16 protein-coding genes are annotated in these 23,875 nt (G+C 70.4%); 14 read left to right on the top strand and 2 right to left on the bottom strand.

From position 1 onward, the window contains the following. The 8 genes from NP777_RS45380 to NP777_RS45345 all read left to right on the top strand — a co-directional run. The coding region (locus NP777_RS45380; RefSeq protein WP_256656058.1) for a condensation domain-containing protein at positions 1-1,213 on the top strand (1,213 nt) is incomplete at its 5' end. A gap of 1 nt (position 1,214) precedes the next feature. Beyond that, positions 1,215-8,276 (top strand): amino acid adenylation domain-containing protein, encoded by a 7,062-nt coding sequence (locus NP777_RS45375; RefSeq protein WP_256656057.1) that lies wholly within the window; start codon positions 1,215-1,217, stop codon positions 8,274-8,276. Between the two features lie 18 nt (positions 8,277-8,294). Next, complete coding sequence (locus tag NP777_RS45370; RefSeq protein ID WP_256656056.1) at positions 8,295-8,864, top strand: hypothetical protein; 570 nt, start codon at positions 8,295-8,297, stop codon at positions 8,862-8,864. Positions 8,865-9,096: 232 nt separating this feature from the next. Then, positions 9,097-9,702 carry a hypothetical protein gene (locus NP777_RS45365; protein ID WP_256656055.1) on the top strand — a complete coding sequence of 202 codons (606 nt, stop codon included), beginning with the start codon at positions 9,097-9,099 and terminating at the stop codon, positions 9,700-9,702. Then, on the top strand, positions 9,699-10,853 hold the full coding sequence (locus NP777_RS45360; protein WP_256656054.1) for a peptidoglycan-binding protein: 1,155 nt from the start codon (positions 9,699-9,701) through the stop codon (positions 10,851-10,853). Before NP777_RS45365 ends, NP777_RS45360 begins: the two co-directional genes overlap by 4 nt. Further along, positions 10,850-11,614: an ABC transporter ATP-binding protein gene (locus NP777_RS45355; RefSeq protein ID WP_256656053.1), complete on the top strand. Its 765-nt coding sequence runs from the start codon at positions 10,850-10,852 to the stop codon at positions 11,612-11,614. Before NP777_RS45360 ends, NP777_RS45355 begins: the two co-directional genes overlap by 4 nt. After that, entirely contained in the window at positions 11,611-12,813 is a 1,203-nt protein-coding gene (locus NP777_RS45350; protein ID WP_256656052.1) for an ABC transporter permease, read from the top strand. Before NP777_RS45355 ends, NP777_RS45350 begins: the two co-directional genes overlap by 4 nt. 208 nt (positions 12,814-13,021) lie before the next feature. Then, a complete protein-coding gene (locus tag NP777_RS45345; RefSeq protein ID WP_256656051.1) occupies positions 13,022-14,404 on the top strand; it encodes a cation:proton antiporter in 1,383 nt (460 codons plus the stop codon). On the opposite strand, the gene NP777_RS45340 is transcribed toward NP777_RS45345, so the two are convergent. Further along, positions 14,391-15,152 (bottom strand): polysaccharide deacetylase family protein, encoded by a 762-nt coding sequence (locus NP777_RS45340; RefSeq protein ID WP_256656050.1) that lies wholly within the window; start codon positions 15,150-15,152, stop codon positions 14,391-14,393. The two genes, NP777_RS45345 and NP777_RS45340, sit on opposite strands and share 14 nt — an antisense overlap. A 40-nt stretch (positions 15,153-15,192) precedes the next feature. Then, a complete protein-coding gene (locus NP777_RS45335) occupies positions 15,193-16,581 on the bottom strand; it encodes an endo-1,4-beta-xylanase (RefSeq protein ID WP_256656049.1) in 1,389 nt (462 codons plus the stop codon). A 365-nt stretch (positions 16,582-16,946) separates the two neighbouring features. Here NP777_RS45335 and NP777_RS45330 point away from each other — a divergent pair, with 365 nt between their 5' ends. The 6 genes from NP777_RS45330 to NP777_RS45305 all read left to right on the top strand — a co-directional run. After that, complete coding sequence (locus NP777_RS45330; protein ID WP_256656048.1) at positions 16,947-17,849, top strand: MBL fold metallo-hydrolase; 903 nt, start codon at positions 16,947-16,949, stop codon at positions 17,847-17,849. Between the two features lie 84 nt (positions 17,850-17,933). Next, a complete protein-coding gene (locus NP777_RS45325) occupies positions 17,934-19,430 on the top strand; it encodes a carboxylesterase/lipase family protein (protein ID WP_256656047.1) in 1,497 nt (498 codons plus the stop codon). Positions 19,431-19,636: 206 nt separating this feature from the next. Then, positions 19,637-20,926: an ABC transporter substrate-binding protein gene (locus NP777_RS45320; protein WP_256656046.1), complete on the top strand. Its 1,290-nt coding sequence runs from the start codon at positions 19,637-19,639 to the stop codon at positions 20,924-20,926. 52 nt (positions 20,927-20,978) lie between these two features. Beyond that, a complete protein-coding gene (locus NP777_RS45315) occupies positions 20,979-21,917 on the top strand; it encodes a carbohydrate ABC transporter permease (protein WP_256656045.1) in 939 nt (312 codons plus the stop codon). A gap of 17 nt (positions 21,918-21,934) precedes the next feature. Next, positions 21,935-22,762 (top strand): carbohydrate ABC transporter permease, encoded by an 828-nt coding sequence (locus NP777_RS45310; protein WP_256656044.1) that lies wholly within the window; start codon positions 21,935-21,937, stop codon positions 22,760-22,762. Continuing rightward, the coding region (locus tag NP777_RS45305; protein ID WP_256656043.1) for a LacI family DNA-binding transcriptional regulator at positions 22,759-23,875 on the top strand (1,117 nt) is incomplete at its 3' end. The genes NP777_RS45310 and NP777_RS45305, both read left to right, overlap by 4 nt.

The following is a 23,875-nucleotide window of genomic DNA, read 5'->3' as shown; positions in this document are numbered from 1 at the left end:
CGACCGGCTCGATCCGCGCGCGGGCGTGATGCTGCAGGTGATCTGGTTCGACCTCGGCCCGGACACCCCCGGACGGCTCCTGCTCACCGTCCACCACCTGGTGGTGGACGGTGTCTCCTGGCGCGTCCTCGTGCCCGACCTGGCCGAGGCCTATTCCGAACTGGCCGCCGGCCGTGAGGTCGTGCTGGAACCGGTGCCCACGTCATTCCGGCACTGGGCCCGCGCCCTGCGGACCGAAGCCACCGGCCAACAACGGCTCGCCGAACTCCCCACCTGGACACAGCTGTTGGACGGTCAGGACCCCCTCCTCACCTCGCGGCCCGTGGACCCGGAGCGAGATCTCGGAGCCACCGTCCGGCAGCTGTCGGTGAAGGTGTCAACGGAGGTCACATCGGCACTGCTGACCAGCGTGCCGACGGCGTTCCACGCGGGCGTCGACGACGTACTGCTGACCGGCCTGACGGCGGCGTTGGCCGAGTGGCGGCGCCGCCGGGGCCAGGACACGGCCGGGGTGCTGCTGGACATCGAGGGCCATGGCCGGGTCCCGCTGGCGGAGGGTGTGGACCTGACGCGCACGGTCGGCTGGTTCACCAGCAGCTACCCGGTGCGGCTCGACATCGGCGTTGTCGACGTCATGGAGTTGCGCTCCGGCGGGGCCGCCGCGGGGCGGGCCATCAAACGCGTCAAGGAACAGCTCCGCGCGGTCCCGGGCGACGGCCTCGGCCACGGTCTACTGCGCCATCTCAACCCCGAGACCGCACCCGCCCTCGCGGCCCTGCCCACCGCTCAGATTGGCTTCAACTACCTGGGCAGGTTCCCCGGCCACCAGAACCAGGGCAGTCAGGGTCAGCAGCCGGCCGAACAACATGCCTGGCAGACCGCCGGTGATGGTGGCCGAGGTGGTGGCACCAACGACCGGATCCCCGTCATGCACGCCCTGGAGGTCATGGGCGTCGTCCACGACTTGTCCGACGGTCCGCGGCTCACCCTCATCGTGTCCTGGCCGTCCGAGTTGCTGACGGAGTCGGCGGCCCGGAGCCTGCTGGACGGCTGGGCCGCGATGCTCACCGGCCTGGCCATGCACACCACGGACGTCGACGGCGACACCGATATCGGTGGCCACACCCCATCCGACTTCCCGTTGGTGGACATCAGCCAGAGCGAATTGGACGAGTTCGAAGCGACAGCGCAGCAGATGGACGAAGGAGCTTGAGATGACCGACTCCGCTCTGGTGGGGGTATGGCCGCTGTCGCCGCTGCAGGAGGGCCTGCTGTTCCATGCGGTGTACGACGAGGAGGGCATCGACGTCTACGTCGAGCAGATGATCATCGGCCTGGAGGGCAAGCTGGACTCCGCGGTGCTGCGGGCGTCCTGGCAGGCACTGCTCGACCGGCACGAGAGCCTGCGCGCGGGTTTCCAGCGGCGCGCATCCGGGGCCCCGGTCCAGCTCATCATGCGCCGGGTGACCCTGCCGTGGCGGGAGGAGGACCTGTCCGGGCTGGACGCGGATGCGGCCCGGGTGGAGTCGGAGCGGTTGGGGATCGGGGAGCGGGAGCGGCGGTTTGATCTGGCGGTGCCGCCGTTGCTGAAGGTGTTGCTGGTCAAGGTCGGGCCGGATGAGTACCGGATGATGGTCACGCTGCATCACATCCTGCTGGATGGCTGGTCGTTGCCGGTGCTGATGCGGGAGTTGTGGACGTGTTACGAGGCTGGGGGCAGCGCGCACGGGTTGCCGCCCGTCACGCCGTACCGTGACTACCTCGCCTGGCTCGCCCGCCAGAACAAGGAAGAGGCCATGGCGGCCTGGCGGAAGACGCTGACCGGGGCGGACGAGCCGACACTGGTGGCCCCGGCCGAGTACAACGGGGCGCCGGCCCACTCCGCCATGGTGTCCGGCAGGGCGAGCAAGGAGCTTGACCAGGCACTGCGCGACCTGACGCGCCGCTTCCACGGCCTCACCCTGAACACGGTCGTCCAGGCCGCCTGGGCGCTCGTCGTCGGCAAGCTGACCGGCCGACGGGACGTGGTGTTCGGCGCCAGCGTGGCCGGACGGCCGCTGGACCTGCCGGGTATGGAGAGCATGCTGGGGCTCTTCATCAACACGCTGCCCGTACGCGTGCGCTTCGACCCGGCGCGGTCGGTGGCCGAACTGCTGACGGAGCTGCAGGCCGAGCAGGCGGCGCTGGTGGACTACCAGTACCTGAGCCTCAGCGATATCCAGCGGCAGGCCGGGCCCGGAGCCACGTTCGACACCATCATGGCGTTCGAGAGCTTCCCGTCGGGTACGAACGCCCGGAAACCGTCGGGCGACACACCATCGGGCGAGCGGAGCGAGCGACGTGGACCGGGCGGTCTGCGGTTCACCGAACATGGCCTCCGGGAGTCGATCAACTACCCGCTCGGCCTGGTGGTCGGCCCGAGCGGCGGCCTGGGCATGCGGCTGAGCTACCGGCCGGACCTGTTCGACGAGGAGACGGCTCAGGGGCTGGTCGACCAGGTGCTGCGGGTGCTGGGGCAGATGGCGGCCGATCCGGAGACGTTGGTCGGTCGGCTGGAGGTGCTGGGGGAAGCGGAGTGGTCGCGGGTGGTGGCGGAGTGGAATGCCACCGAGGCCACCCTGCCCGCGGGTTCGATCGTGGAGCGTATCGAGGCGTGGGTTGCGGCGGCGCCGGATGTGGTGGCGGTGCGATGCGGTGAAGTTGCGCTCTCGTATGGGGAGTTGGACCGGCGGGCGAATCGGTTGGCGCGGTTGTTGGTCGGTGTTGGTGTGGGTCGGGAGTCGCGGGTTGCGTTGTGTTTGGCGCGGTCGGTGGATGTGGTGGTGGCGGAGTTGGCGGTGTGGAAGGCCGGTGGTGCGTTCATTCCGTTGGATCCGGAGTATCCGGCGGACCGGTTGGGGTTTGTGATCGCGGACAGTGGCGCCGAGGTTGTCCTCGGTACGTCGGAGAGCTTGGCCGGGGTGCCGGTCGGTGGTGTCCGTGTTGTGCGTATGGAGGAGGCGGAGAGCTTTTCCGCAGAGCCGTTGGGGACGGTCATCGTTCCTGATCAGTTGGCGTATGTGATCTATACGTCGGGTTCGACGGGGCGGCCGAAGGGCGTGGCTGTCGCGCATGGTGGTGTGGTGAATCTGGCTGAGGCGATGCGTCCGGTGCTGGGGATGGATGCGGGTGTGGTGGCGTTGCAGTTCGCGTCGTTCAGCTTCGACGCCGCCGTCCTCGACATCGCGGTCACCCTGGCTGCTGGCGGAACTCTCGCGGTGGCGCGTGCGGAGGAGCGTAAGGATCCGCAGGCGCTGGCGGAGATGATCGGCCGGTGTGGGGTGCGGGTGGCGAGTGTGGTGCCGTCGTTGCTGGGGGTGCTGGATCCGGATGCCGTCCCGGGTGTGGAGAACTGGGTGCTGGGTGCGGAGCGGTTGAGTGCGGAGCTGGCTGGTCGGTGGTCGGCGGGTGCGCGGGTATGGAACACCTACGGGCCGACCGAGGCCACCGTCATCACCACCGCCACCGCGACCGCACTGAAAGCCGGGCTGGACGCGGCACCTCCTATCGGTCGGCCGCTGCCTAACAACAAGGTGTTTGTGCTGGATCCGTTCCTCCGGCCGGTGCCTGTTGGTGTGATCGGCGAGGTGTACATCGCCGGTGCCGGTCTGGCCCGGGGCTATATCGGTCGGCCAGGACTCTCCGCCGAGCGTTTCGTCGCCTGTCCGTTCGCCGTTCCGGGTGGCCGGATGTATCGCAGTGGCGATCTGGCGAAGTGGACCGCCGAGGGTGATCTGGTCTTCGCGGGCCGGGTCGATGAGCAGGTCAAGGTGCGTGGTTTCCGGGTCGAGCCCGGTGAGATCGAGGCCGTACTCGGCAGCCACCCGGCCGTGGCCCAGGTCGCGGTGGTGGTCCGCGAGGACGGGCCGGGGGACAAGCGACTGGTCGCCTACGTCGTCCCCAACGGGAAGCTGGACGTGGCGGCCGTACGGGAGTTCGCCGAGGACCGGTTGCCGGAGTACATGGTCCCGACCGTCATGGTGCTGGACGCGCTGCCACTCACCGTCAACGGCAAGCTGGACCGCACCGCCCTCCCCGCCCCCGATGCCACAGTCGCCGTGGCGGGCCGGGGTCCGGCCACGCCGACCGAAGAGATCCTCTGTGGGCTGTTCGCCGAGGTGCTCGGCGTGGAGCGGGTCAGTGCCGATGCCTCGTTCTTCGAACTCGGCGGCGACTCGCTCCTGGCGATGCGGCTCATTGCCAGGGTCCGGGCGGTGCTCGACACCCGGATCACCATCCGTGAGCTCTTCACCGCCACCACGGTCGCCCTCCTCTCCCGCCGTATCGAGGAAGAAGGCGACGCGGACGGTCGGGCGGCCCGTCCCGCGCTGGTGCCGTTCGCCCGGCCGGACTCCGTACCCCTGTCGTACGCCCAGCGCCGGATGTGGTTCCTCAACCGCCTCGAAGGCGTGGGGGAAGGCGCGGGCTACAACCTGCCGTTGGCGCTCCGGCTTTCGGGCGAGCTCGACAGAGTCGTTCTGGAGGCGGCGCTCGGGGATGTCGCCGACCGGCACGAGAGTCTGCGTACGGTCTTTCCCGAGACCGATGGTGAACCGCGCCAGCATGTGCTGACGGGCGAGGCGGGCCGGCCGCCGCTGATCGTGGTGGAGACCGCGGGGGAACACCTTGCGGAGGTACTCGGCGGCTATGCCGCTCGCGCCTTTGATCTGAGCGTTGATCTGCCGTGGCGGGCGCGGCTGTTGAAGACGGGTGCGTCGGAGTATGTGCTGTTGATCGTGGCGCATCACATCGCGGTTGATGGCTGGTCGATGGGTGTGTTGGGTCAGGAGATCGGGGTGGCGTATGCGGCGCGTCGGGCGGGTCGTGCGCCGGGGTGGGAGCCGCTGCCGGTGCAGTACGCGGACTATGCGCTGTGGCAGCGTGAGGTGCTGGGCACCCTCGAGGACCCGGACAGCGTGATCAGCGGCCAGCTCGGCTACTGGCGCGAGGCGCTGGCCGGTGCGCCGGAGGAGCTGGTCCTGCCCGTGGATCGGTCCCGGCCCGCCGTCTCCTCCTTCCGGGGCCGATCCGTGCCGGTCCGGGTGAGCCCGCAGGTCCACGCCCGGCTGGTGGCACTCGCCCAGCGCGGGCGGGCCACGATGTTCATGGTCGTCCAGGCGGCGCTGGCGCTGCTGCTGTCGCGGATGGGTGCCGGGAAGGACATCCCGGTCGGTACGGCGGTGGCGGGGCGCGGGGATGCGGCCTTGGACGGGCTGGTGGGGTTCTTCGTCAACACGTTGGTGTTGCGGAGTGATGTGAGTGGCGACCCGACGTTCGTGGAGTTGTTGTCTCGGGTGCGGGAGGCGGATCTGGATGCGTATGCCCATCAGGATGTGCCGTTCGAGCGGTTGGTGGAGGACCTGAATCCTGCGCGGTCGTTGGGGCGTAATCCGCTGTTTCAGGTGTCGTTGGGGCTTCAGGGGGCGCCTGCGGGTGAGGGGCGGCTGTGGGATCTGCCGGGGTTGCGGGTGCGTCCGCTGGAGTCGGCGGCGGAGGCTGCGGCGCGGGTGGATCTGGCTCTGGATTTGGCCGAGCACCGCGATGGCAACGGCGATCCGGGTGGGATTGACGGCGCGTTCCTGTATGCCACCGATCTCTTTGACGAACGGACGGTGGAGGGGCTGGCCGAGCGGCTGGTGCGGGTGTTGGAGCAGGTTGCCTCGGATCCTGCGGCTCGGGTGAGTGAGGTCGCCGTACTGGGCCCGGGTGAGCGGGCGCGGGTGCTGGAGGAGTGGAATGCCACCGAGCGGGATGTTCCCGTGGGGCCGTTGGCGGAGTTGTTCGACGAGCGGGCCGCGCTGTCGCCGGATGCGGTGGCGGTGGTCGGTTCGGGTGGTGAGGAGTGGTCGTACGGGGAGCTGAGGAAGCGGGCGGATCGGGTGGCCGGGGTGCTGGCCGCGAGGGGTGTGGGGCGCGGTGATCTGGTCGCCGTGGTGTTGGAGCGGTCGGCGGATGTGGTGGGGGTGTTGCTGGGGATCGCCAAGGCCGGGGCGGGGTTTGTGCCGGTGGATCCGGCGTATCCGGTGGAGCGGATCGGGTGGATGGTCGAGGACTCGGCGCCTGCGCTGGTTCTCTGTTCCGAGGAGACCCGGCGGCTGGTTCCGGCCGGGGTGGAGTGCCTGGTGTGGGATCCGTCGGATGTGGTTGCGGACCCCGCGCCCGCGGTTTCCGTCGGTGTCGATGACGTGGCGTATGTGATCTATACGTCGGGCTCGACGGGCCGTCCCAAGGGCGTGGCGGTGACGCATCGCGGCATCGGGAACATGGCTGCCGCGCAGATCCGCTTTGCGGTGGGTGCCGGTGCGCGGGTGTTGCAGCTGGCGTCGCTGAGCTTCGACGCTTCGGTGTGGGAGCTGTTCATGGCGCTGCTCTCGGGCGCCGCCCTGGTCATGGCGGACCCGGACAGGCTCCCGCCCAATGGGTCGTTGAGCGAGGTGGTGGCGGAGTTCGGTGTCACGCATATGTCGTTGTCGCCGTCGGTGCTGGCCGCGGTGGAGGAGTTGCCCGAGAGCCTGAGCACGGTGGTGGTGGCCGGCGAGGTGTGTCCGCCGGGGCTGGTGGAACGGTGGGCGCCGGGGCGTCTGATGGTGAATGGATACGGGCCGACCGAGGTCACCGTGTGCGCGACGCTGAGCACGCCGCTGGAGGCGTACGGCTCGGGCTCGGTGCCCATCGGGCGTCCGATCTCGAACACCGCCGTCTATGTACTGGATGAGCGTCTCCACCCGGTCCCCGTGGGTGTGCTGGGTGAGCTGTATGTCGCGGGTCCGGGGCTTGCGCGTGGCTATCTCGGGCGTCCCGGGCTGACCGCGGAGCGCTTCGTGGCGTGCCCCTTCAGGGACGGGCGGATGTATCGCACGGGTGACCTCGCCAAGTGGACCAGGGATGGCCAACTCGTCTTCGGTGGCCGTGCCGATGCCCAGGTGAAGGTGCGTGGCTTCCGTGTCGAGCCCGGCGAGATCGAGACCGTCCTCGCCGCCCATCCGAGCGTTGGCCAGGTGGCGGTCATCGCCCGGGAGGACCGTACGGGGGACAAACGCCTGGTCGCTTACATCGTGCTGGACGACGCGGCGGATGTGCCCGAATTGCGAACGTTCCTCGCTGACCGGCTTCCCGACTACATGATCCCGGCCGCGTTTGTGACGCTCGACGCACTGCCCATCACGGTGAACGGCAAACTGGACCGCGCCGCCCTCCCCGCTCCCGACTTCACCGGCGCGGCGACGGCAGGACGCGGGCCGGAGACGCCCACCGAGGATCGTCTCTGCGCGCTGTTCGCCGAGGTGCTCGGCCTGAACGAGGTGGGTGCCGAGGCGTCGTTCTTCGAGCTCGGTGGCGACTCGATCCTGGTGATGAAGCTGATCGCCCAGATCCACGCCGCCTTTGGCGCCGAGGTCGGCATCCGCGCGCTGTTCACCGCGCCGACGGTGGCCGACGTGGCCCGGCTGCTCGACGGTATGGAGGACGGCACCGACCACACCGACTCCGACGGCACCGGCCTGTTGCTGCCGCTCCGGACCGAAGGCGACCGGCCGCCCGTGTTCTGCGTCCACCCGAGCACCGGCCTGGGGCGCTGCTATGCGGAACTCACCGACCACCTGCCGCCGGACCGCCCGGTCTACGCGCTGCAGGCTCGCGGCTTCGGCAAGGATGAGTCACTGCCGCGGACGGTCGAGGAGATGGCCGTGGACTACGTGGCGAGGATCCGGACTGTGCAGCCGGCCGGGCCCTATCACCTCCTCGGCTGGTCGTTCGGCGGCACCGTGGCCCATGCGATGGCGGCGCTCCTCCAGCAGCAGGGCGAAATGGTGGACCTCCTGGTCAGCCTCGATGGCTACCCCGGCGCCGATGAGGTGGAGCCGACCGATGGGCACGCCGACGAGTCCGCCGAAGGACCCCGTGGCGGGCGGCGCAGGCGGGTGCGGACGCTCTCCGAGATTCAGAGGGTCAACGCCAACAACGTCCGGCTCTTCCAGCACCACACGCCCGGCGTCTTCCACGGAGATCTGCTGCTCTTCGTCGCCACGGAGGGGCGGCCCGTGACGGAGGAGCGACCCGTGACGGAGGGTCGGCCCGTGACGGCTCCCGCGGCGCCGGCTCCGGACAGCTGGGCGCCGTACGTCGACGGGCATATCGAACCGGTCCTGATCGCCTCCGATCACGACGGGATGCTCACCGGAGAGCCCCTCGAGACGATCGGTCGGCTCATTTCCGCGCAGCTGCTGACGAAGAATTAGGGAGAGGGTGGAGAGAGTATGGACGAGAAGGAAAACGCGGCCGCCGGTGAGTCGCCCGAGGGCACGCGCCGGCCGGGCAGATTAGGCATTCTGCTCGTTTCGCTGGGGGCCGCTCTGGCGATCGCGATGGTGGCGGGGGGATTGGGTTTCGCGCTCGGCTCCGACGATTCCCCGAAGTCCTCCGGCAGCGCCGGGGCGGGGGACAAGAAGGCCAAAAGCATGGCCTTCGTCGAATGCCTCCGGGACAACGGTGTGCCGGACTTTCCCGATCCCGCCGCGAACGGCTCCATTCTGCTCGACCCGAGCAGCGGCATAGACGTCAAGGGCGATGCGTACAAGAAGGCGGAGAAAGCCTGCGAACGGCTGATGCCCGAGGGCCGCCGGGCCTCACCGCCGCCCGGTGGGATGCCCGATCTGACGAAGTACGTGGACTGCATGCGGAAGAACGGAGTGCCCGACTTCCCCGACTCGAAGGGCGGCGGCTTCGCGCCCGAGGAGGCCGGGATCGACGTCAAGTCGCCCGAGTTCCGGGACGCCCACAAGGCCTGCCAGCGGCACCTGCCCGCAGGGGCGCCGGGGCCGGCGTAACCTCGCGCGCAACCGCGTGCGGTGCCCCGCCGGGTGCCCCTCTGCCCCGGTCCGCCGAACCACCCGTCCGGCGGCCCGGGGCCTCCGTATGCCCGGCGGCCCGGGGCTTCCGTATGCCCGGCGGCCCGGGACCTGCGGATCGTCGGCCGTAACCTCCACTGAAACCTCGGCGAAACCGCCCCCTCGCTAAAACAGGAGGTACAGGAAATCCCGAAGGAATGGGGACAGTGGCATGGTGGTTATCACGGAGCGGCCGTCGGATGGCAGTGCCGCACCCAAGAAGAGGCTGCGGCGCACCACCGCGCTGGCGGCGCTGCTGACCGGGGTCGCCCTGCTCGCCACTGCCTGTGGCGACAACAACGAACCCGATAAGAGCGTGGCAAGCGTGGGCTCCGGGAAGAACTCGCAGTCCAAGCAGCCGGATGCCGGTACACAAGCGGATGGGCTGAAATTCGCGGAGTGCATGCGGAAGAATGGCCTGCCCGATTTCAAGGACCCGAAGCCCGGTGAGGGCATGGGTGGCGGAATCGACCCGCAGTCGTCGGAGTTCCAGAAGGCCGAGAAGGCCTGCAAGCAGTACATGCCGGCCCCGCCCCCGCAGGAGGGTGGCGGCGGTCCGGGCGATGTGTGGCCGACCGAGGACAAGCTCAAGTACGCCAAGTGCATGCGGAAGAACGGCGTGCCCAGCTTCCCCGACCCGGACGAGAGCGGTGGCTTCAAGCTGGAGGTCGACCCGACCACACCGCAGTTCAAGAAGGCGGAGGACGCCTGCAAGCAGTACCAGCCCGAGTCGCTGCGCAACATGGAGCCCAACAAGCCCGGTGGGGGCTCGGCGTGAGTGCGACCCAGACCCCGACCGAGGACGAGCAAGCGAGCCCCCCGGAGCGGGAGGGCGCGCCACCACCGGCGCGGCGCAGGCGGCGCGGGCTGACCGCGATCGTGGTCGTGGCGATCGTGGTCGCGGGGGGCGCGGGCGTCGTCGTGGCCGATCCGTTCAAGAAGTCCGAGAAGGACTCGTCGGCCAGGACCAGCGCCCCCACCGGGCTGGCGAAGGTCACCCAGGGCTCCCTGTCGGCCCGCACTCTGGAGAACGGGACGCTCGGCTACGCGGGTTCGTACGACGTCGTCAACAACGCCAAGGGCACCATCACCAAGCTCCCCGCCGTGGGCGATGTGATCAGCCAGGGCGAGGTGCTCTACCGCGTGAGCGGCAAGCCCGTGGTGATGCTCCAGGGCGCCGCCGAGCCGGTCTACCGCGATCTGGCCTACGGCGCGGAGGGCGCCGATGTGCGGCAGCTCAACGCCGCGCTCGTCAGCCTCAAGTACGCCACCAAGGCACAGATCGACCCCGACTCGGACTACTTCAGCATGCAGACCTTCTACGCCCTCAAGGAGCTCCAGGAGGACGTCGGCCTGAAGAAGACGGGTGAACTGGACCTGGGGCAGGCCGTGTTCCTGCCGGCCGAGGAGGTGCGGGTCGTCAAGTCCGGTGCCGTACGCGGTGGCCCGGCCGGGCAGGGGCAGAACGTCCTGCAGGTCTCCTCGACCAAACGGCAGGTCACCGTCGAGCTCAACGCCAGCCAGCAGACCGGGGTGGCGGTCGGCGACAAGGTGACCATCACCCTCCCCAACGGCAAGTCGAGCGACGGCGAGGTGTCATCGGTGGGGAAGGTGGCCAAGCAGGCCGACGACAAGACCACCATCGAGGTGCAGATCAAGCCGAAGGACCCGAAGGCCACCGGCGGGCTCGACCAGGCGCCCGTCCAGGTGGCCATCGTCTCCGACACCGTGAAGGACGTGCTGTCGGTGCCGGTGAACGCGTTGCTGGCGCTCGCCGGAGGCGGTTACGCCGTCGAGGTCGTCGACGCGAGTGGCAAGCACAAGCTGATCTCGGTGCGCACCGGGATCTTCGACGACAGCGAGGGCAAGGTGGAAGTCAGCGGCGCCGGGCTCCAGGTCGGCCAGAAGATCGCGGTGCCCGCCTCATGACCGGCGTGGAGACCGAGACGCGGCCGGTCGACGTGCGGACCACCGGCGAGGCGGTGCTGCAGCTGGAGGACGTGACCAAGGTCTATCCGGGCGCCTCCCCGGTCGTGGCGCTGGACGGGGCCGGATTCACCATCCACCGGGGCGATTTGGTGGCCATCGTGGGCCCCTCCGGCTCCGGCAAATCGACCCTGCTGCAGGTCATGGGCACCCTGGACCGGCCGACCTCCGGCACGGTACGGGTCGTGGGGGAGGACGTGGCCGCGATGTCCGACCGGGCGCTGGCCGGGTTGCGCGCCACCCGGATCGGCTTTGTCTTCCAGCAGTTCTTCCTGGCCGAACACGCCACGGCGCTGGAGAACGTGGCCGACGGAATGCTGTACTCGGGCGCCCGGCGCCCGGCCCGGCTGTCGGCGGCCGCGGTGGCCCTGGACCGGGTCGGCCTCAGCCACCGGGTCCACCACCGGCCGTCGCAGCTGTCGGGTGGCGAGCGGCAGCGGGTCGCGATCGCCCGCGCCCTGGCCGGTGACCCGGCGATCGTGCTGGCCGACGAGCCCACCGGCAACCTCGACAGTGTCGCGGGTGCCGCCATCTTCAAGCTGTTCAAGGAGCTCAACGCCGAGGGCACCACCATCGTCATGATCACCCACGACCGGGAGCTGGCCGCCCGGCTGCCACGCCGGATCGAGGTGCTCGACGGCCACATCGTCGCGGACGTCATGTCGGCGGAGGACCCGCTGGACACCGAGAGGCGGCTGCCATGACCTCCACGGCCACCGCCCCCGGGCGGCTCCACCCCGCCGACCTGGGCCGGACCGCCAGTGTGGGCCTGCGTACCCGCCGGATGCGGGCCGCCCTGTCGGCACTGGGCATCGCCATCGGTGTCGCCGCGATGGTGGCGGTGCTCGGGCTGTCGTCCTCCTCGCAGGCCGGGCTGCTCGCCGAGATCGACAAGCTGGGCACCAATCTGCTGAAGGTCACTCCGGGCCAGTCACTGGGCGGCGGAGACGCCAAACTCCCCATCGAGGCGCCGGGCATGATCTCCCGGATCGGCCCGGTCGAGGCGGTGCAGAGCACCGGCAAGACCGACGCCGAGGCGTACCGCAGCCCGCACATCCCGAGCCTCAACACCAACTCCCTCTCGGTGAACGCTGCCAGCCTGCGCCTCCCGGCCGCGGTGCGCACCTCGATGGCCCAGGGCAGATACCTCAACGCCGCCACCGCGCGGCAGCCCGTGGCCGTCCTCGGCTGGGACGCCGCCAGCCGGCTGGGCATCTCCCGGGTCCACCCGGGCATGCGCATCTGGGTCGGCGGTCAGTGGTTCTACGTGTCCGGGGTGCTCAAGCCCGCGAAGCTGACGCCGGAAATCGACTCGGCCGTGCTGGTGGGCTATGAGGCCGCGAAGAAGTACCTGGACTTCGACGGCCACCCCTCCACGGTGTACGTACGGTCGGACACCGACCAGGTCAAGGAGGTCCGCAACGTCCTGGCCGCCACGGCCAACCCGCAGAACCCCAGCGAGGTCAGCGTCACCCAGCCGTCGGCCGCGCTCGAAGCCCGTGCCGCCGCGCGGTCGGCGCTGGACGGACTCTTCCTCGGGCTGGGGGCGGTGGCCCTGCTCGTCGGGGGCATCGGCGTCGCCAACACCATGGTGATCTCCGTGCTCGAACGCCGCTCGGAGATCGGCCTGCGGCGGGCCCTCGGCGCCACCCGTGGCACCATCCGGCTGCAGTTCCTCTCCGAGGCGATCCTGCTCGCCATGCTCGGCGGCGCGGTCGGGGTGGTGCTGGGCACGCTGGCGACGTTCGTCTACGCGGGTGTCAAGGGCTGGGAGACCGTCGTCCCGGTGCTCGCCTGGGCGGGTGGGCTCGGCGCGGCCGTGGCCATCGGCGCCATCGCCGGGCTGCTGCCCGCCCTGCGGGCGGCCCGGATGCCGCCCACGGAGGCGCTGCGCACGGTCTGAACCGAGCCGCCCGGCACCGTGGTGAATCCCCCGTCCCGGTGCCGGGCTTCGGGCTGCCCGAAACAGCGGGGCGGTGGACACGTACGCCCGTGGCCGCCGTGGTGGCAGGTGGCCCACGTCTCGCGTCCAGACGTCCAAGTGCACATTTCCGTACGGTAGTTGGCTCCCCGAGACTGGGTGGAACCGGTGACGGGGGAGGGCCTTGGCCATGAGTGGCAGTGCGCTGGAAGAGACCATCCGTGATGTGCTGATCGGCCTCGCCGTGGTCGTGCCCGCGGCCGTCGTCTGCGGGCGGATCGCCCAGCGGCTGCGGCAGCCGGCGGTGCTGGGGGAAATCGCCGCGGGCCTGATGCTGGGGCCCAGTCTGCTGGGGCTGCTGCCCGGGAATCCCACCGCGGTCCTGTTCCCGGACCAGGCCCGCCCCTTCCTCCAGCTGCTGGCCCAACTGGGCCTCGTGCTCTTCATGTTCGGGGTGGGATACCACCTCGATGTGGCGCAACTGCGCGGCCGGGGCCGTCAGGTGGTGTCGGTCTCGCTCAGCTCCGTCGCCCTGCCGTTCGCGCTGGGCACGGGCCTGGCCGTCGCCTTCGCGTCCTGGGGCTTCACCGAGCAGGGGCGGATGGGGCTGCTCGGCCCGGCGCTGTTCCTGGGCGCGGCCATGTCCATCACGGCCTTCCCGGTGCTCGCCCGCATCCTGACCGACCACGGTCTGGCCCGGGAGCGCATCGGCACCATGGCGCTCGCCTGCGCCGCCCTGCAAGACCTGCTGGCGTGGGGCGTCCTCGCCGTGGTGGTGGTCGTGGTGAACGCCGACGGCTCCTGGCCGCTCGCCCGGATGGCGCTGCTGTCCGCGCTCTTCGCCCTCGGCATGCTGTACGTGGTCAAGCCCGCGCTGCACTGGCTGCTGGCGCCCGAGCGGCTCTGGAACCGGGACAGCACACTGGTCCAGGGCGTGGTCTTCAGCGGTCTGCTGCTGTCGGCCTGGGCCACCGACGCGATGGGGCTGCACACCGTCTTCGGCGCCTTTGTCTTCGGCGCCGTCGTACCGCGCCGCCTGCTCGAGGCCCACGTTCCGGAGGTGCCCGCGCGCATCGAGCAGTCGAGCCTGCTGCTGCTCCCGGTCTTCTTCACCGTCACCGGGCTGTCCGTCAACTTCCAGGGGCTCGGTGGGCAGGGCCTGGCCATGCTGCTCGCCGTGCTCGTCGCGGCCTGCGCGGGCAAGTTCATCGGCGCCGCGGCCGCCGCCCGGCTCACCGGGGCCACCCCACGGCAGGCCACCACCCTCGGCGTGCTGATGAACGCGCGCGGGCTCACCGAACTCGTCCTGCTCAACGTGGGCCTGGGCCTCGGTGTCATCGACGGCCGCGTCTTCACCGTGATGGTGGCCATGGCCGTGGTCACCACGATGATGACCGGACCGCTGCTGCAGCGCCTGTTGCCGGCGCCCCCGTCGCGCACCGTCGGCCGCGGTGGCCATGGTGGCGAACACGGGGGCGCCGGTGGCGCGGCGGAGGCCGGGACGGGCCCACGGCCGCTGCCGCGCGACGCGGCCGGAAGCGGACAGCCGGATACGGCGCTCAGGGAGCCGTGACGACCGCGCCGCCACCCGCTCCCGCGGTGATCCTGCCGGGGCACAGCCCCCGTGCCGCGAGCCCGCTGAGGATCTGCGGCACGGCGGCGACGGTGGTCTGGTAACCGCCGTCGTGCATGAGGATGATGCCGCCCGCCCGCATGGTGGCGGCGGCCTGGACGATCTGCTGGGTGCCGGCCCCGTTCCAGTCCTGGGAGTCCACGCTCCACAGCACCTCGGTCAGCCCCAGCCGCGCCTCATCGGCCCTGACCTGCGCGTTGGTCTCACCGTAGGGCGGCCGGAACAGGGTGGGTGTCTGTCCGGTGACGCGCCGGATGGTGTTCTGGGCGCCCGCGATCTCGTTGTACGCCGCCGGTTCGCCGATCTGGGTGAGATGGGGGTGCGAGGTGGTGTGATTGGCGATCCACATGCCCGCCGCCTGCTCGGCCCTGAGCAGGTCCGGATACTGGTCGGCGTGGAGCCCCCAGATGAAGAAGGTGGCCTTCGCGCCACCCGCCCGCAGGGCGTTGAGCAGCGCCTGGGTCGACCCCGGATTCGGCCCGTCGTCGTACGTCAGACCCACGTAGCCATTGGGGCAGTTGGCCCAGGCCCGCTCGGCGGGTGCGGCGCCGTGGGTGGCCGCCGGGGACGGGGCGGCGGAGAACCCCGCCAGGGCGGCCGTGGCCGCGGCGATGAGCGCGATCCGCCGCGCCTTCCCCTTGCCTCTTGTGCCCGCGCGTCTTGCCGCGGCCTTTCCGCGTCCGGTCATGGTCCCTCCTGAAGTGCGGGTGTGGTCCCCTGCCGGTCGGCTAGGAGGCGGTGCACGAGCCGATGGTGGGGGCCGACCAGTCCCCGTTCGCCATGACCGTGAAGCCGAAGCTGGTGGCCGCCCCGGCGCCCAGGTCGCCGTTGCCGTTGGGCCGCATCGTCATGACCTTGCCACTGCCGTCCCAGCTGGGAGTGCCGTTCCAGGTCGTGGAGACGCTCTGCGCGGAACGCACGGTCACGGTCACCGTCCAGCCGCTGATGGCCGAGGATCCGGCGGTCACCGTCACCTTGCCGTTGAAGCGGTCGCCCCACCGCTGCGTCTCGGAGTACGACGCGGTGCACGACCTGCCACCATCGCCTCCGCCGCCACCGCCGGTGCCGCCCAGCGCGGTGAGCACCGCGGTGTAAGCGGGCTTCTTGGCGTAGTTGTCGTCGAACAGCAGCGGGGTGCCACTGGCGCGCCATGAGTACTTGTCGGTGACACCCCATACGGTGATGCCGGTGCAGCGGGACACGGCCAGACACGCCTGGGTGACCCGGCGGTAGCTGTCGGCCTGGGCCGTGCCGGAGCCCTCGATGTCCAGCTCGGTGATCTGCACATCGACGCCGAGGTCGGCGAAGCGCTGGAGGTTCTGCTGGTAGTCGCCGGGGACCGGGGACTGGCTGTTGAAGTGCGACTGGAAACCGACGCAGTCGATCGGCACACCGCGCGCCTTGAAGTCCTTCACCATGTTGTAGACGGCGTTGCTCTTCGCGTTCTGGCCGTCGGTGTTGTAGTCGTTGTAGCAGAGCTTGGCGCCGGGGTCGGCGGCACGCGCGGTGCGGAACGCCTCCTCGATGAAGCCGTCGCCGAGCTTGTCCTGGAACGGCGAGCTGCGCCGCGCACCGCTGTTGCCGTCCTGGAACGCCTCGTTGACCACGTCCCATGCGTAGATCTTGCCCTGGTAGTGCTGCATCACCTTGGTGATGTGGTTGTTCATCGCCGAGCGCAGCTCGGTGGCGCTCAAACCGCCCACCCAGCCGGGGAGTTGGGAGTGCCAGACCAGGGTGTGGCCGCGGATCTTCATGCCCTTGCCCTGGGCGTGGCCGACGATCTGGTCGGCGCCGCTGAAGTTGAACGAGTTCCGGGAGCTCTCGACGGCGTCCCACTTCATCTCGTTCTCGGGTGTGACGGCGTTGAACTCGGTGTCCAGTGTGGTGGCGTACGCGGATTCGCCGAGGTGGTTGGCGGCCACGGCGGCGCCGAAGTAGCGGCCCTTGGCGGCCGCCGCGCCGCCGAGGGTGCTCGCGGCGCTGGCGGGACCGGACAGGGCGAGGACACCGGCCGCGGTGAGGAGGCCGACGACACCGAGGCTGAACGCCCTTCGGACGCGTAACCGAGGACGGCGATCTCCGGGCTCCTGACGAGCCTGCTGGGAATCGATGACCATTGCTGTCCCTTCTTCGGAGGCGGGTGGCAGTGGTGTGCCGATGGGCAACGATCGATGCGGAGTATGCTGCGGGGCCGTCGCAACGTCAACGCTTCTTCCGGAATGATTCCGGTAGAAACTCTCGCCAGCGCTGATGCCGCATCGTCGCTGATCTGCTGCTCTCTGGTGTGTACGCGTGGTCATCGACGGCGCAAACGATCTCGCCCCATCGATCTCCGAAAAGTTTTCGGTGCCTCGATGACGTGTTTTCGGTCGTGGGTGCCCGCCTCCGTCAGCGACTGCAGTCAGGTGACGGATACCGCCCGTGAGCCACCCCGACGAGGATTCTGTTGCGAATCGACGTCTCATGAACAAGGCGAATATCCATGCAGCAGATAACCCTGGGCGATGTCACCATCACACGCGTCGAGGAATACTACGGATCCGTCGACCTGGCGCCCCGGGCCTTCTTCCCGGAAAGCCCGAAGGAGGTCTGGGAGGACAATGCCTCCTGGCTGGTCCCGGACTTCTACGACCCCGGCACCGATAACGTGCGGTCCGCGATTCAGACCTGGGTCCTGCGCAGCGAGGGCAAGACCATTCTCGTCGACACCGGGGTGGGCAACCACAAGCACCGGCCCTACGCACCGGTGTGGAGCTATCTGAACACCGACTTCCTGGGGAATCTCGCCGGGGCGGGGGTGCGGCCGGAGGACGTCGACATCGTGGTCAACACCCATCTGCACGTCGACCACGTGGGCTGGAACACCCGCCTCGACGGCCGGCAGTGGGTGCCGACCTTCCCGAACGCCACGTATCTCATCCCGGAGCGCGACTTCGAGTTCTGGAATCCGGAGAATGAGCACAAGCCACTGCTCGGCAGGGGTAATCAGAACGTTTTCGAGGATTCCGTCGCCCCCATTCGGGAAGCGGGCAAGGCGCTGCTGTGGGACGGCAGCCTCGATATCGACGCCAATCTGCGTCTGGAGCTCGCCCCCGGACACACACCGGGATCGTCCGTGCTCGCTCTCGATTCCCGAGGCGATCGCGCGCTCTTCGTGGGGGATCTGCTGCACAGCCCGGTGCAGATCGCGGCTCCCGACACCAACAGCTGCTTCTGCGAGGACCCGGCCGAATCCCGCGCCACCCGCCGCCGGGTCCTCGGCCGGGCGGCCGACCGGAACGCCCTGGTCTTCCCGGCCCACCTGGGCGGCCACGGCGCCGCCGAGGTGCGCCGCGAGGGCGGCACGTTCGCCGTCAAGGAATGGGCCGCCTTCACCCGCCTGTGACCGGTGTCCGGAGCGATACCGAGGAAGAGACGTCACGGAAGAGACGTGTCGCGGAAGAGACACCGAGGAAGAGACACACCACGCATGACGAACCACACCACCGCCCCCACCGTCGTGACGACCCACGGCGCGGTCCGCGGCCGCCAGGAGGAGCACGCCACCGTCTTCCGGCACATCCCCTACGCCGCCCCGCCACGCGGCGCCGCCCGGTTCGCCCCGCCCGCGCCGCACCCGCCGTGGGACGGTGTCCGCGATGCCACCGCCCCGGGGCCCACGGCACCGCAGCCGAGGCGCGACGCGTTCGGCGACCTCGACATGTCCCCGTACTTCGGGCAGGGCTGGGTCCCGGGCGAGGACTACCTGGCGGTGAACGTCTGGACGCCCGACACCGCGCGCGACGACCTGCCCGTGATGGTGTTCGTGCACGGCGGCGGCTTCGTGGCCGGGTCCACCCGGTCCGAGCTCTACGACGGCACCACCTTCGCCCGGGACGGCGTCGTCCTGGTCACCCTCAACTACCGGCTCGGGATACCCGGCTTTCTGCACCTCCCCGACGCCCCCGACAACCGGGGCCTGCTGGATGTGATCGCGGCGCTGCGCTGGGTCGGGGAGAACATCGCGGCCTTCGGAGGCGACCCGTCCCGGGTGACCCTCTTCGGCCAGTCGGCGGGCGCCACCCTCGTGGGCGCGGTGGTGGCCGACCCACGGGCCGAAGGGCTCTTCCAGCGGGCGATCATCCAGAGCGGCAGCGGTCTGGGGGCGTTCGGCCGCGCCCAGGCGAGCCGGGTCACCGGGGCCCTCGCCCGCGTCCTGGGGACCGCCGCGACCGCGGAGGCGCTGGCGTCGGTCCCCGACGAACGCTTCGTCGAGGCCATGCCCCAACTCGCCGGGATCGACCTCACGGTCGACGGGCGCTTCGATCCGCTGATCGGCCTGAGCACGTTCAGCCTCGTCCTGGACCAGCAGCCGGCCGAGGCCGTGGCCACCGGACGTGGCGCGGGCGTCGATCTGCTGCTCGGCACGACCGCCGAGGAGGGCAACCTCTATCTGGCCCCGGCGGGCCATCTCGCGTCCTCGACCGAGGAGGACGTCCACGCCACGGCGGCACGCTCGCACCCGGCCCCCGAGAAGCTGGTGGAGGTCTACCGCCGGGAACGGCCCGGGGCGTCCCCGGGCGAGCTGCGGGCCGCGATCATGACCGACGCCCTGTTCGGCGCGGGCACTCGGCGGCTCGCGACCGCCCACGCCCAGCACTCCTCGTCGCGTACCCACGTCTACGAGTTCGCCTGGCGGTCGGAGGCGCTGGACGGGCGGCTCGGCGCCTCGCACGTCATGGAGCTGCCGTTCGTGTTCGACCGCACCGAGCTGGCGCGGCTGCGTGGACCCGAGGCGATCCTCGGGCCCACCGCGCCCCCCGCCGGCCTCGCCTCCCGTGTCCACGCCACCTGGATCCGGTTCGCGAGGACGGGCGACCCCGGCTGGCCCCCGTACGACGGTGCGCACAGGACGACCATGCGCATCGCCGAGACCTGGACGCCGGTGGCGGACCCCGCCGCCCCGATACGGCAGGCCTGGGAATAGCGCCACCACCGGCGCGTCACCACGGGCCCGCCACCACGTACGACCCGCACCCCATCCGCTCCCGACGGCGGATGGGGTTCCGCGGGTCCGGTGTGTTTTCGGTCCCGGCAAGGGCTTGACCAGAGGCGAAGTGGCTCCTACATTCCTCACACCCTCGAGGTAGATCGATTAACCACTCGTTAACCGCCTGGTTGGAGACCCCCGCAGTGCACTCACCGCTGACTCGGCGCGGCTTCCTCGCCGCCGGTTCCGGCCTCGCCGCCGCGACCGTCCTGCCCGGCCTTTCCGCCTGCTCCGCGCTCACCGGCGCGGACTCCGATCCCGATACGCTCGTCGTGCACAGCCAGCTGGGCACCACCGCCCCGGGATCGCCCACCTACCTCGCGGCCCTCGACCGGTTCCGCACGGAGCATCCGGGACTCAAGGTCAAGAACCTCATCAACGGCGACGACCTCGCGCAGGTCTACGAGACCTCGCGGCTGGCCCGCAAGGAGCCGGACGTCGTCATGGTCAACCTCTACGACAAGACGCTGGCGTGGACGGACGTCGGCGCCACGGTCGACGTCAAGGGCTATCTGGACGACTGGGGGCTGCGGGAGCGTGTGCTCCCGCAGGCGCTCGCCGAGTGGACCGACGCCAAGGGCAGGGTGCGCGCCTTCCCCTACTTCGCCACCAACTGGCCGATCGCCTACAACCGGGCCCTGCTGGACCGGGCGGGCGTCGACGCGATACCCACCACGGGCGACGAGCTGATCGCCGCCGCCCGCAAGCTGCGCGCCAAGGGAATCGCGCCCGTGACCGTCGGTGGCAACGACTGGACCGGGCAGAAGCTGCTCGCCCAGATCATCCAGACGTTCCTCACCGAGGACGAGGCCCGGCACGCCTACACCACGGGGGACTTCGGCGGCAGGGGCGCCCGGGAAGGCATCGAGTACTTCGTGACACTGCGCGACGCGGGTGTCTTCGCCGACAAGGCCCAGGGCCTCACCTCGGACTCGATGACCACGCAGTTCAACACGCAGGCCGCGGCGATCGAGTCGGCGATGTCCTCGGCGCTGGCCAAGGTGCCCCCGGAGGTGGCCCGGCACACCGAGGTCGGCGGATGGCCGCTGACGGACGGCGCCGCGCACCAGAAGCCCACCATCCTGCGCACCTACACCCTGATCGGGTTCTGGATCAGCCCGAACGGCATCAAGAAGATCGACGCGGTCGAGAAGTTCCTGCGCTTCATGTACCGGCCCGACACCGTCGCCCGGTTCATCAAGGAGAGCGGCCGCGACATGGCGCTGCGCTCCGACACCGTCAGCACCGATTTCCCACTGGTCGCCGCGGCGCAGCGGCTGGGCTCGACGGTGAGCCAGGCGCTGCTGCCCGATGTGTATGTGCCGCCCGCCGCCGCCCAGCCGCTGATCACCGCGACCAGCACCTCCTTCACCCGCGGCACCAGCGCCGCGAAGGTCCGCGCCGCGCTCGAGACCGCGTACCGCTCCGCGTGAACCGCCCGCCCGTTCGCTCATATCCCGAGCCCGACTCCACGGGAGCCACCTCATGACGACGCTGACGTCGCCCCCGGGCGGGGCCGCGATCCGCCACCCCGCACCGCCCACCACCACAGGCCGTATCGGCACACCCCGGCAGGGCGGCACGATCCTCGCCGTCCCGGCGCTGGTCTGGTACGCGGTCTTCATGATCGGCCCGGTGATCGCCATCTTCGTGATCGCCGCCCTGCACTGGCCGGGCATGCTCCAGCCGGTGTCGTTCGCCGGGCTCGGCAACGTTCGCACGGTCCTGGACGACCCCGTCTTCTGGGACGCGGTGCGCAACACCGCCGTCCAGCTGGCGGTGGCACTGCCGATCATGATCGTGTGCGCCTACATGCTGGGCTACTACGTGGCGCAGAAGCCACCCGGGCACCGGGTGATCCGCTATCTGCTGTTCATCCCCGGCCTGATCTCCACCCCCGCCAAGGCGATGGTGTTCTACGCGGCGCTGTCGCCGGACGGGCTGGCCAACGGCGCGCTCGAGTCGGTGGGGCTCGGCTCGCTCACCGACGCCTGGCTCGCCTCGCCGTCCACGGCCCTGGCCTGTCTGATCGCCCTGGACGTGTGGAGCGGGATCGGCTTCACCGCCGTCCTGTTCGCCGCCCGGCTCGACAGCGTCCCCGACGACCTCGGCGAGGCGGCGCAGCTGGACGGGGCCGGGCACTGGCGGACCATGTGGCGCATCCACTTCCCCGTGATCCGCGACTACGTCGGCGTCGTCACCATGCTGCAGTTCCTGTGGACGCTCTTCGGCTCGGCGCAGCATGTGCTGCTGCTGACCCAGGGCGGTCCCGGCAGCTCGTCCACGACGCTGTCCTTCCTCGTCTACCAGAAGGCGTTCATCGCGGCCGACCTGGGCTACAGCCAGACCGTCGGCGTCATCCTCTTCCTGGCCGGGCTCGTCGGGCTGCTCGCCATCCGCCGCGCGTTCCGCCAGAACTACTGACCGTAAGGCGGCTCACCATGAAACTCGGCAAGCGCTGGCTGCCCGCACACATCCTGGTGTGGACCTACGCGGTACTGCTCATCGTGCCGCTCTACTACTTCATCGCCTCGGCGTTCAAGAGCAACGAGGAGATCTTCGCCCATCCCTTCGCGCTGCCCGAGTCATTGGGCTTCGGCAACTTCCGTACCGCCTACGACAGCGCCGACCTGGGCACGGCCGTCGTCAACTCCGCCCTGGTGACGGTGCTGGCCCTGGCGCTGACCCTGCTGCTGGCGCTGCCCGCCGCGTTCGCGCTCGCCCGCTCGACGGGACGGCTCGCCTCGGCGATGGAGAAGGTCTTCTCGCTGGGCTTCCTGATCCCCACGTTCGCGGCGCTCTTCCCCACCTTCCTGCTCGCCGCCGCCACCGGGCTCTTCCACACCCGGCTGTTCATGGTCTTCTTCCTGCCGGCGACGGCGATGCCGCTGTCGGTGGTGATCCTGGTGCAGTTCATGCGGACCATCCCCAGGGAGATGGAGGAGGCCGCCCGGATGGACGGGGCGTCCACCTACACGGTGCTGCGCCACATCTACATACCGATGTGCCTGCCCGGCATCGCCACCGTGCTCCTGCTGAACTTCCTCACCTTCTGGAACGAATACCTGTATTCGCTGGTCATCATCGGCCCCGACCCCGAGCAGCGCACCGTGCAGGTGGCCCTGCCCACCCTCAAGGCCATCACCGGCACCGACTACGGTGTCCTCACCGCCGGTACCGTCCTGACCCTGATCCCCGTATGGGTCGTCTACACGGTGCTGCAGAAGCGCATGCAGCAGGCGCTCATCAACGGGGCGGTCAAGGCGTGAGCACGACCGCCGCGAAACCGGGACGGCGCCCCACCATCAAACAGGTGGCGGCCGCCGCCGGGGTGTCCACCGCCGCCGTGTCCCAGGCGTTCAACGACAAGGGCCGGCTGTCGGAGGCCACCCGGCAGCGCATCCTGGACACCGCGCTGGAGCTCGGCTGGTCGCCGAGCGCGTCCGCCGCCGCCCTGCGCAGCGCCCGTACCCGCACCCTCGCCCTCGTCGTCCGGCGCCCCACCGATGTGCTCGGCGCGGACCCGCACTTCAGCGAGCTGATCACCGGTATCGAGGGCGAACTGGCCCCGCGCGGCTACGGTCTGCTGCTGCACCTGGTGGCCGGGGCCCAGGAGGAGAACGCCCTCTACAAGCGGCTCGCGGCCGAGGGCCGCGTCGACGGCGCCGTCCTGACCGACGCCCGCGCCGACGACCCGCGCCCCGCCCTGCTGGCCCGCCTCGGCCTGCCCGCCGTGCTGCTCGGTCCCCCCGACCGCGCCGCCGCCGTGCCCCGCGTCGGCCTCGGCCACCAGGACGCCGCCGTCGAGGAGGTCGTCCGCCATCTGCTCAGGCTCGGACACCGGCGGATCGCCTATGTGGCGGGCCCCGCCGACCTGAAGCACACCCGGCTGCGCGGCGGTGTCTTCGGAACCGCCCTCCGGCAGGCGGGCCTGCGGCCCTACGCGGTCCTGCACACCGACTTCACCGAGGTGTCCGCCGTCGCCGCCACCCAGGCCCTGCTGGACGCCGCCGACCGCGCCACCGCCATCGTCTACGCCAACGACTCGATGGCGATGTGCGGCATCGGCGCGGCCCAGCGCGCCGGGCTGCGCGTCCCCGACGACCTGTCGGTCGTCGGCTACGACAATCTGCCGCTCGGCCGCTGGCTGCACCCCCGGCTGACCACGGTCGACCAGCAGGTGCAGCGGGTCGGCGCGGCCGCCGCCCGGCTGCTCCTCGCGCGCTGCGGCGAGGACGTCGAGGAGACGGCGCTCGACGGCCGGCCACGGCTGGTCATCCGCGAGTCCACCGGACCCCCCCCCCCCCGGCCCCCCCCCCCCCCCCCCCCCCCCCCCCCCCCCCCCCCCCCCCCCCCCCCCCCCCCGGGCCCGCCCCCCCCCC

Source organism: Streptomyces rugosispiralis (assembly GCF_024505145.1).
Classification (GTDB): domain Bacteria; phylum Actinomycetota; class Actinomycetes; order Streptomycetales; family Streptomycetaceae; genus Streptomyces; species Streptomyces rugosispiralis.
This window is presented reverse-complemented; position numbering and strand designations above follow the sequence as displayed.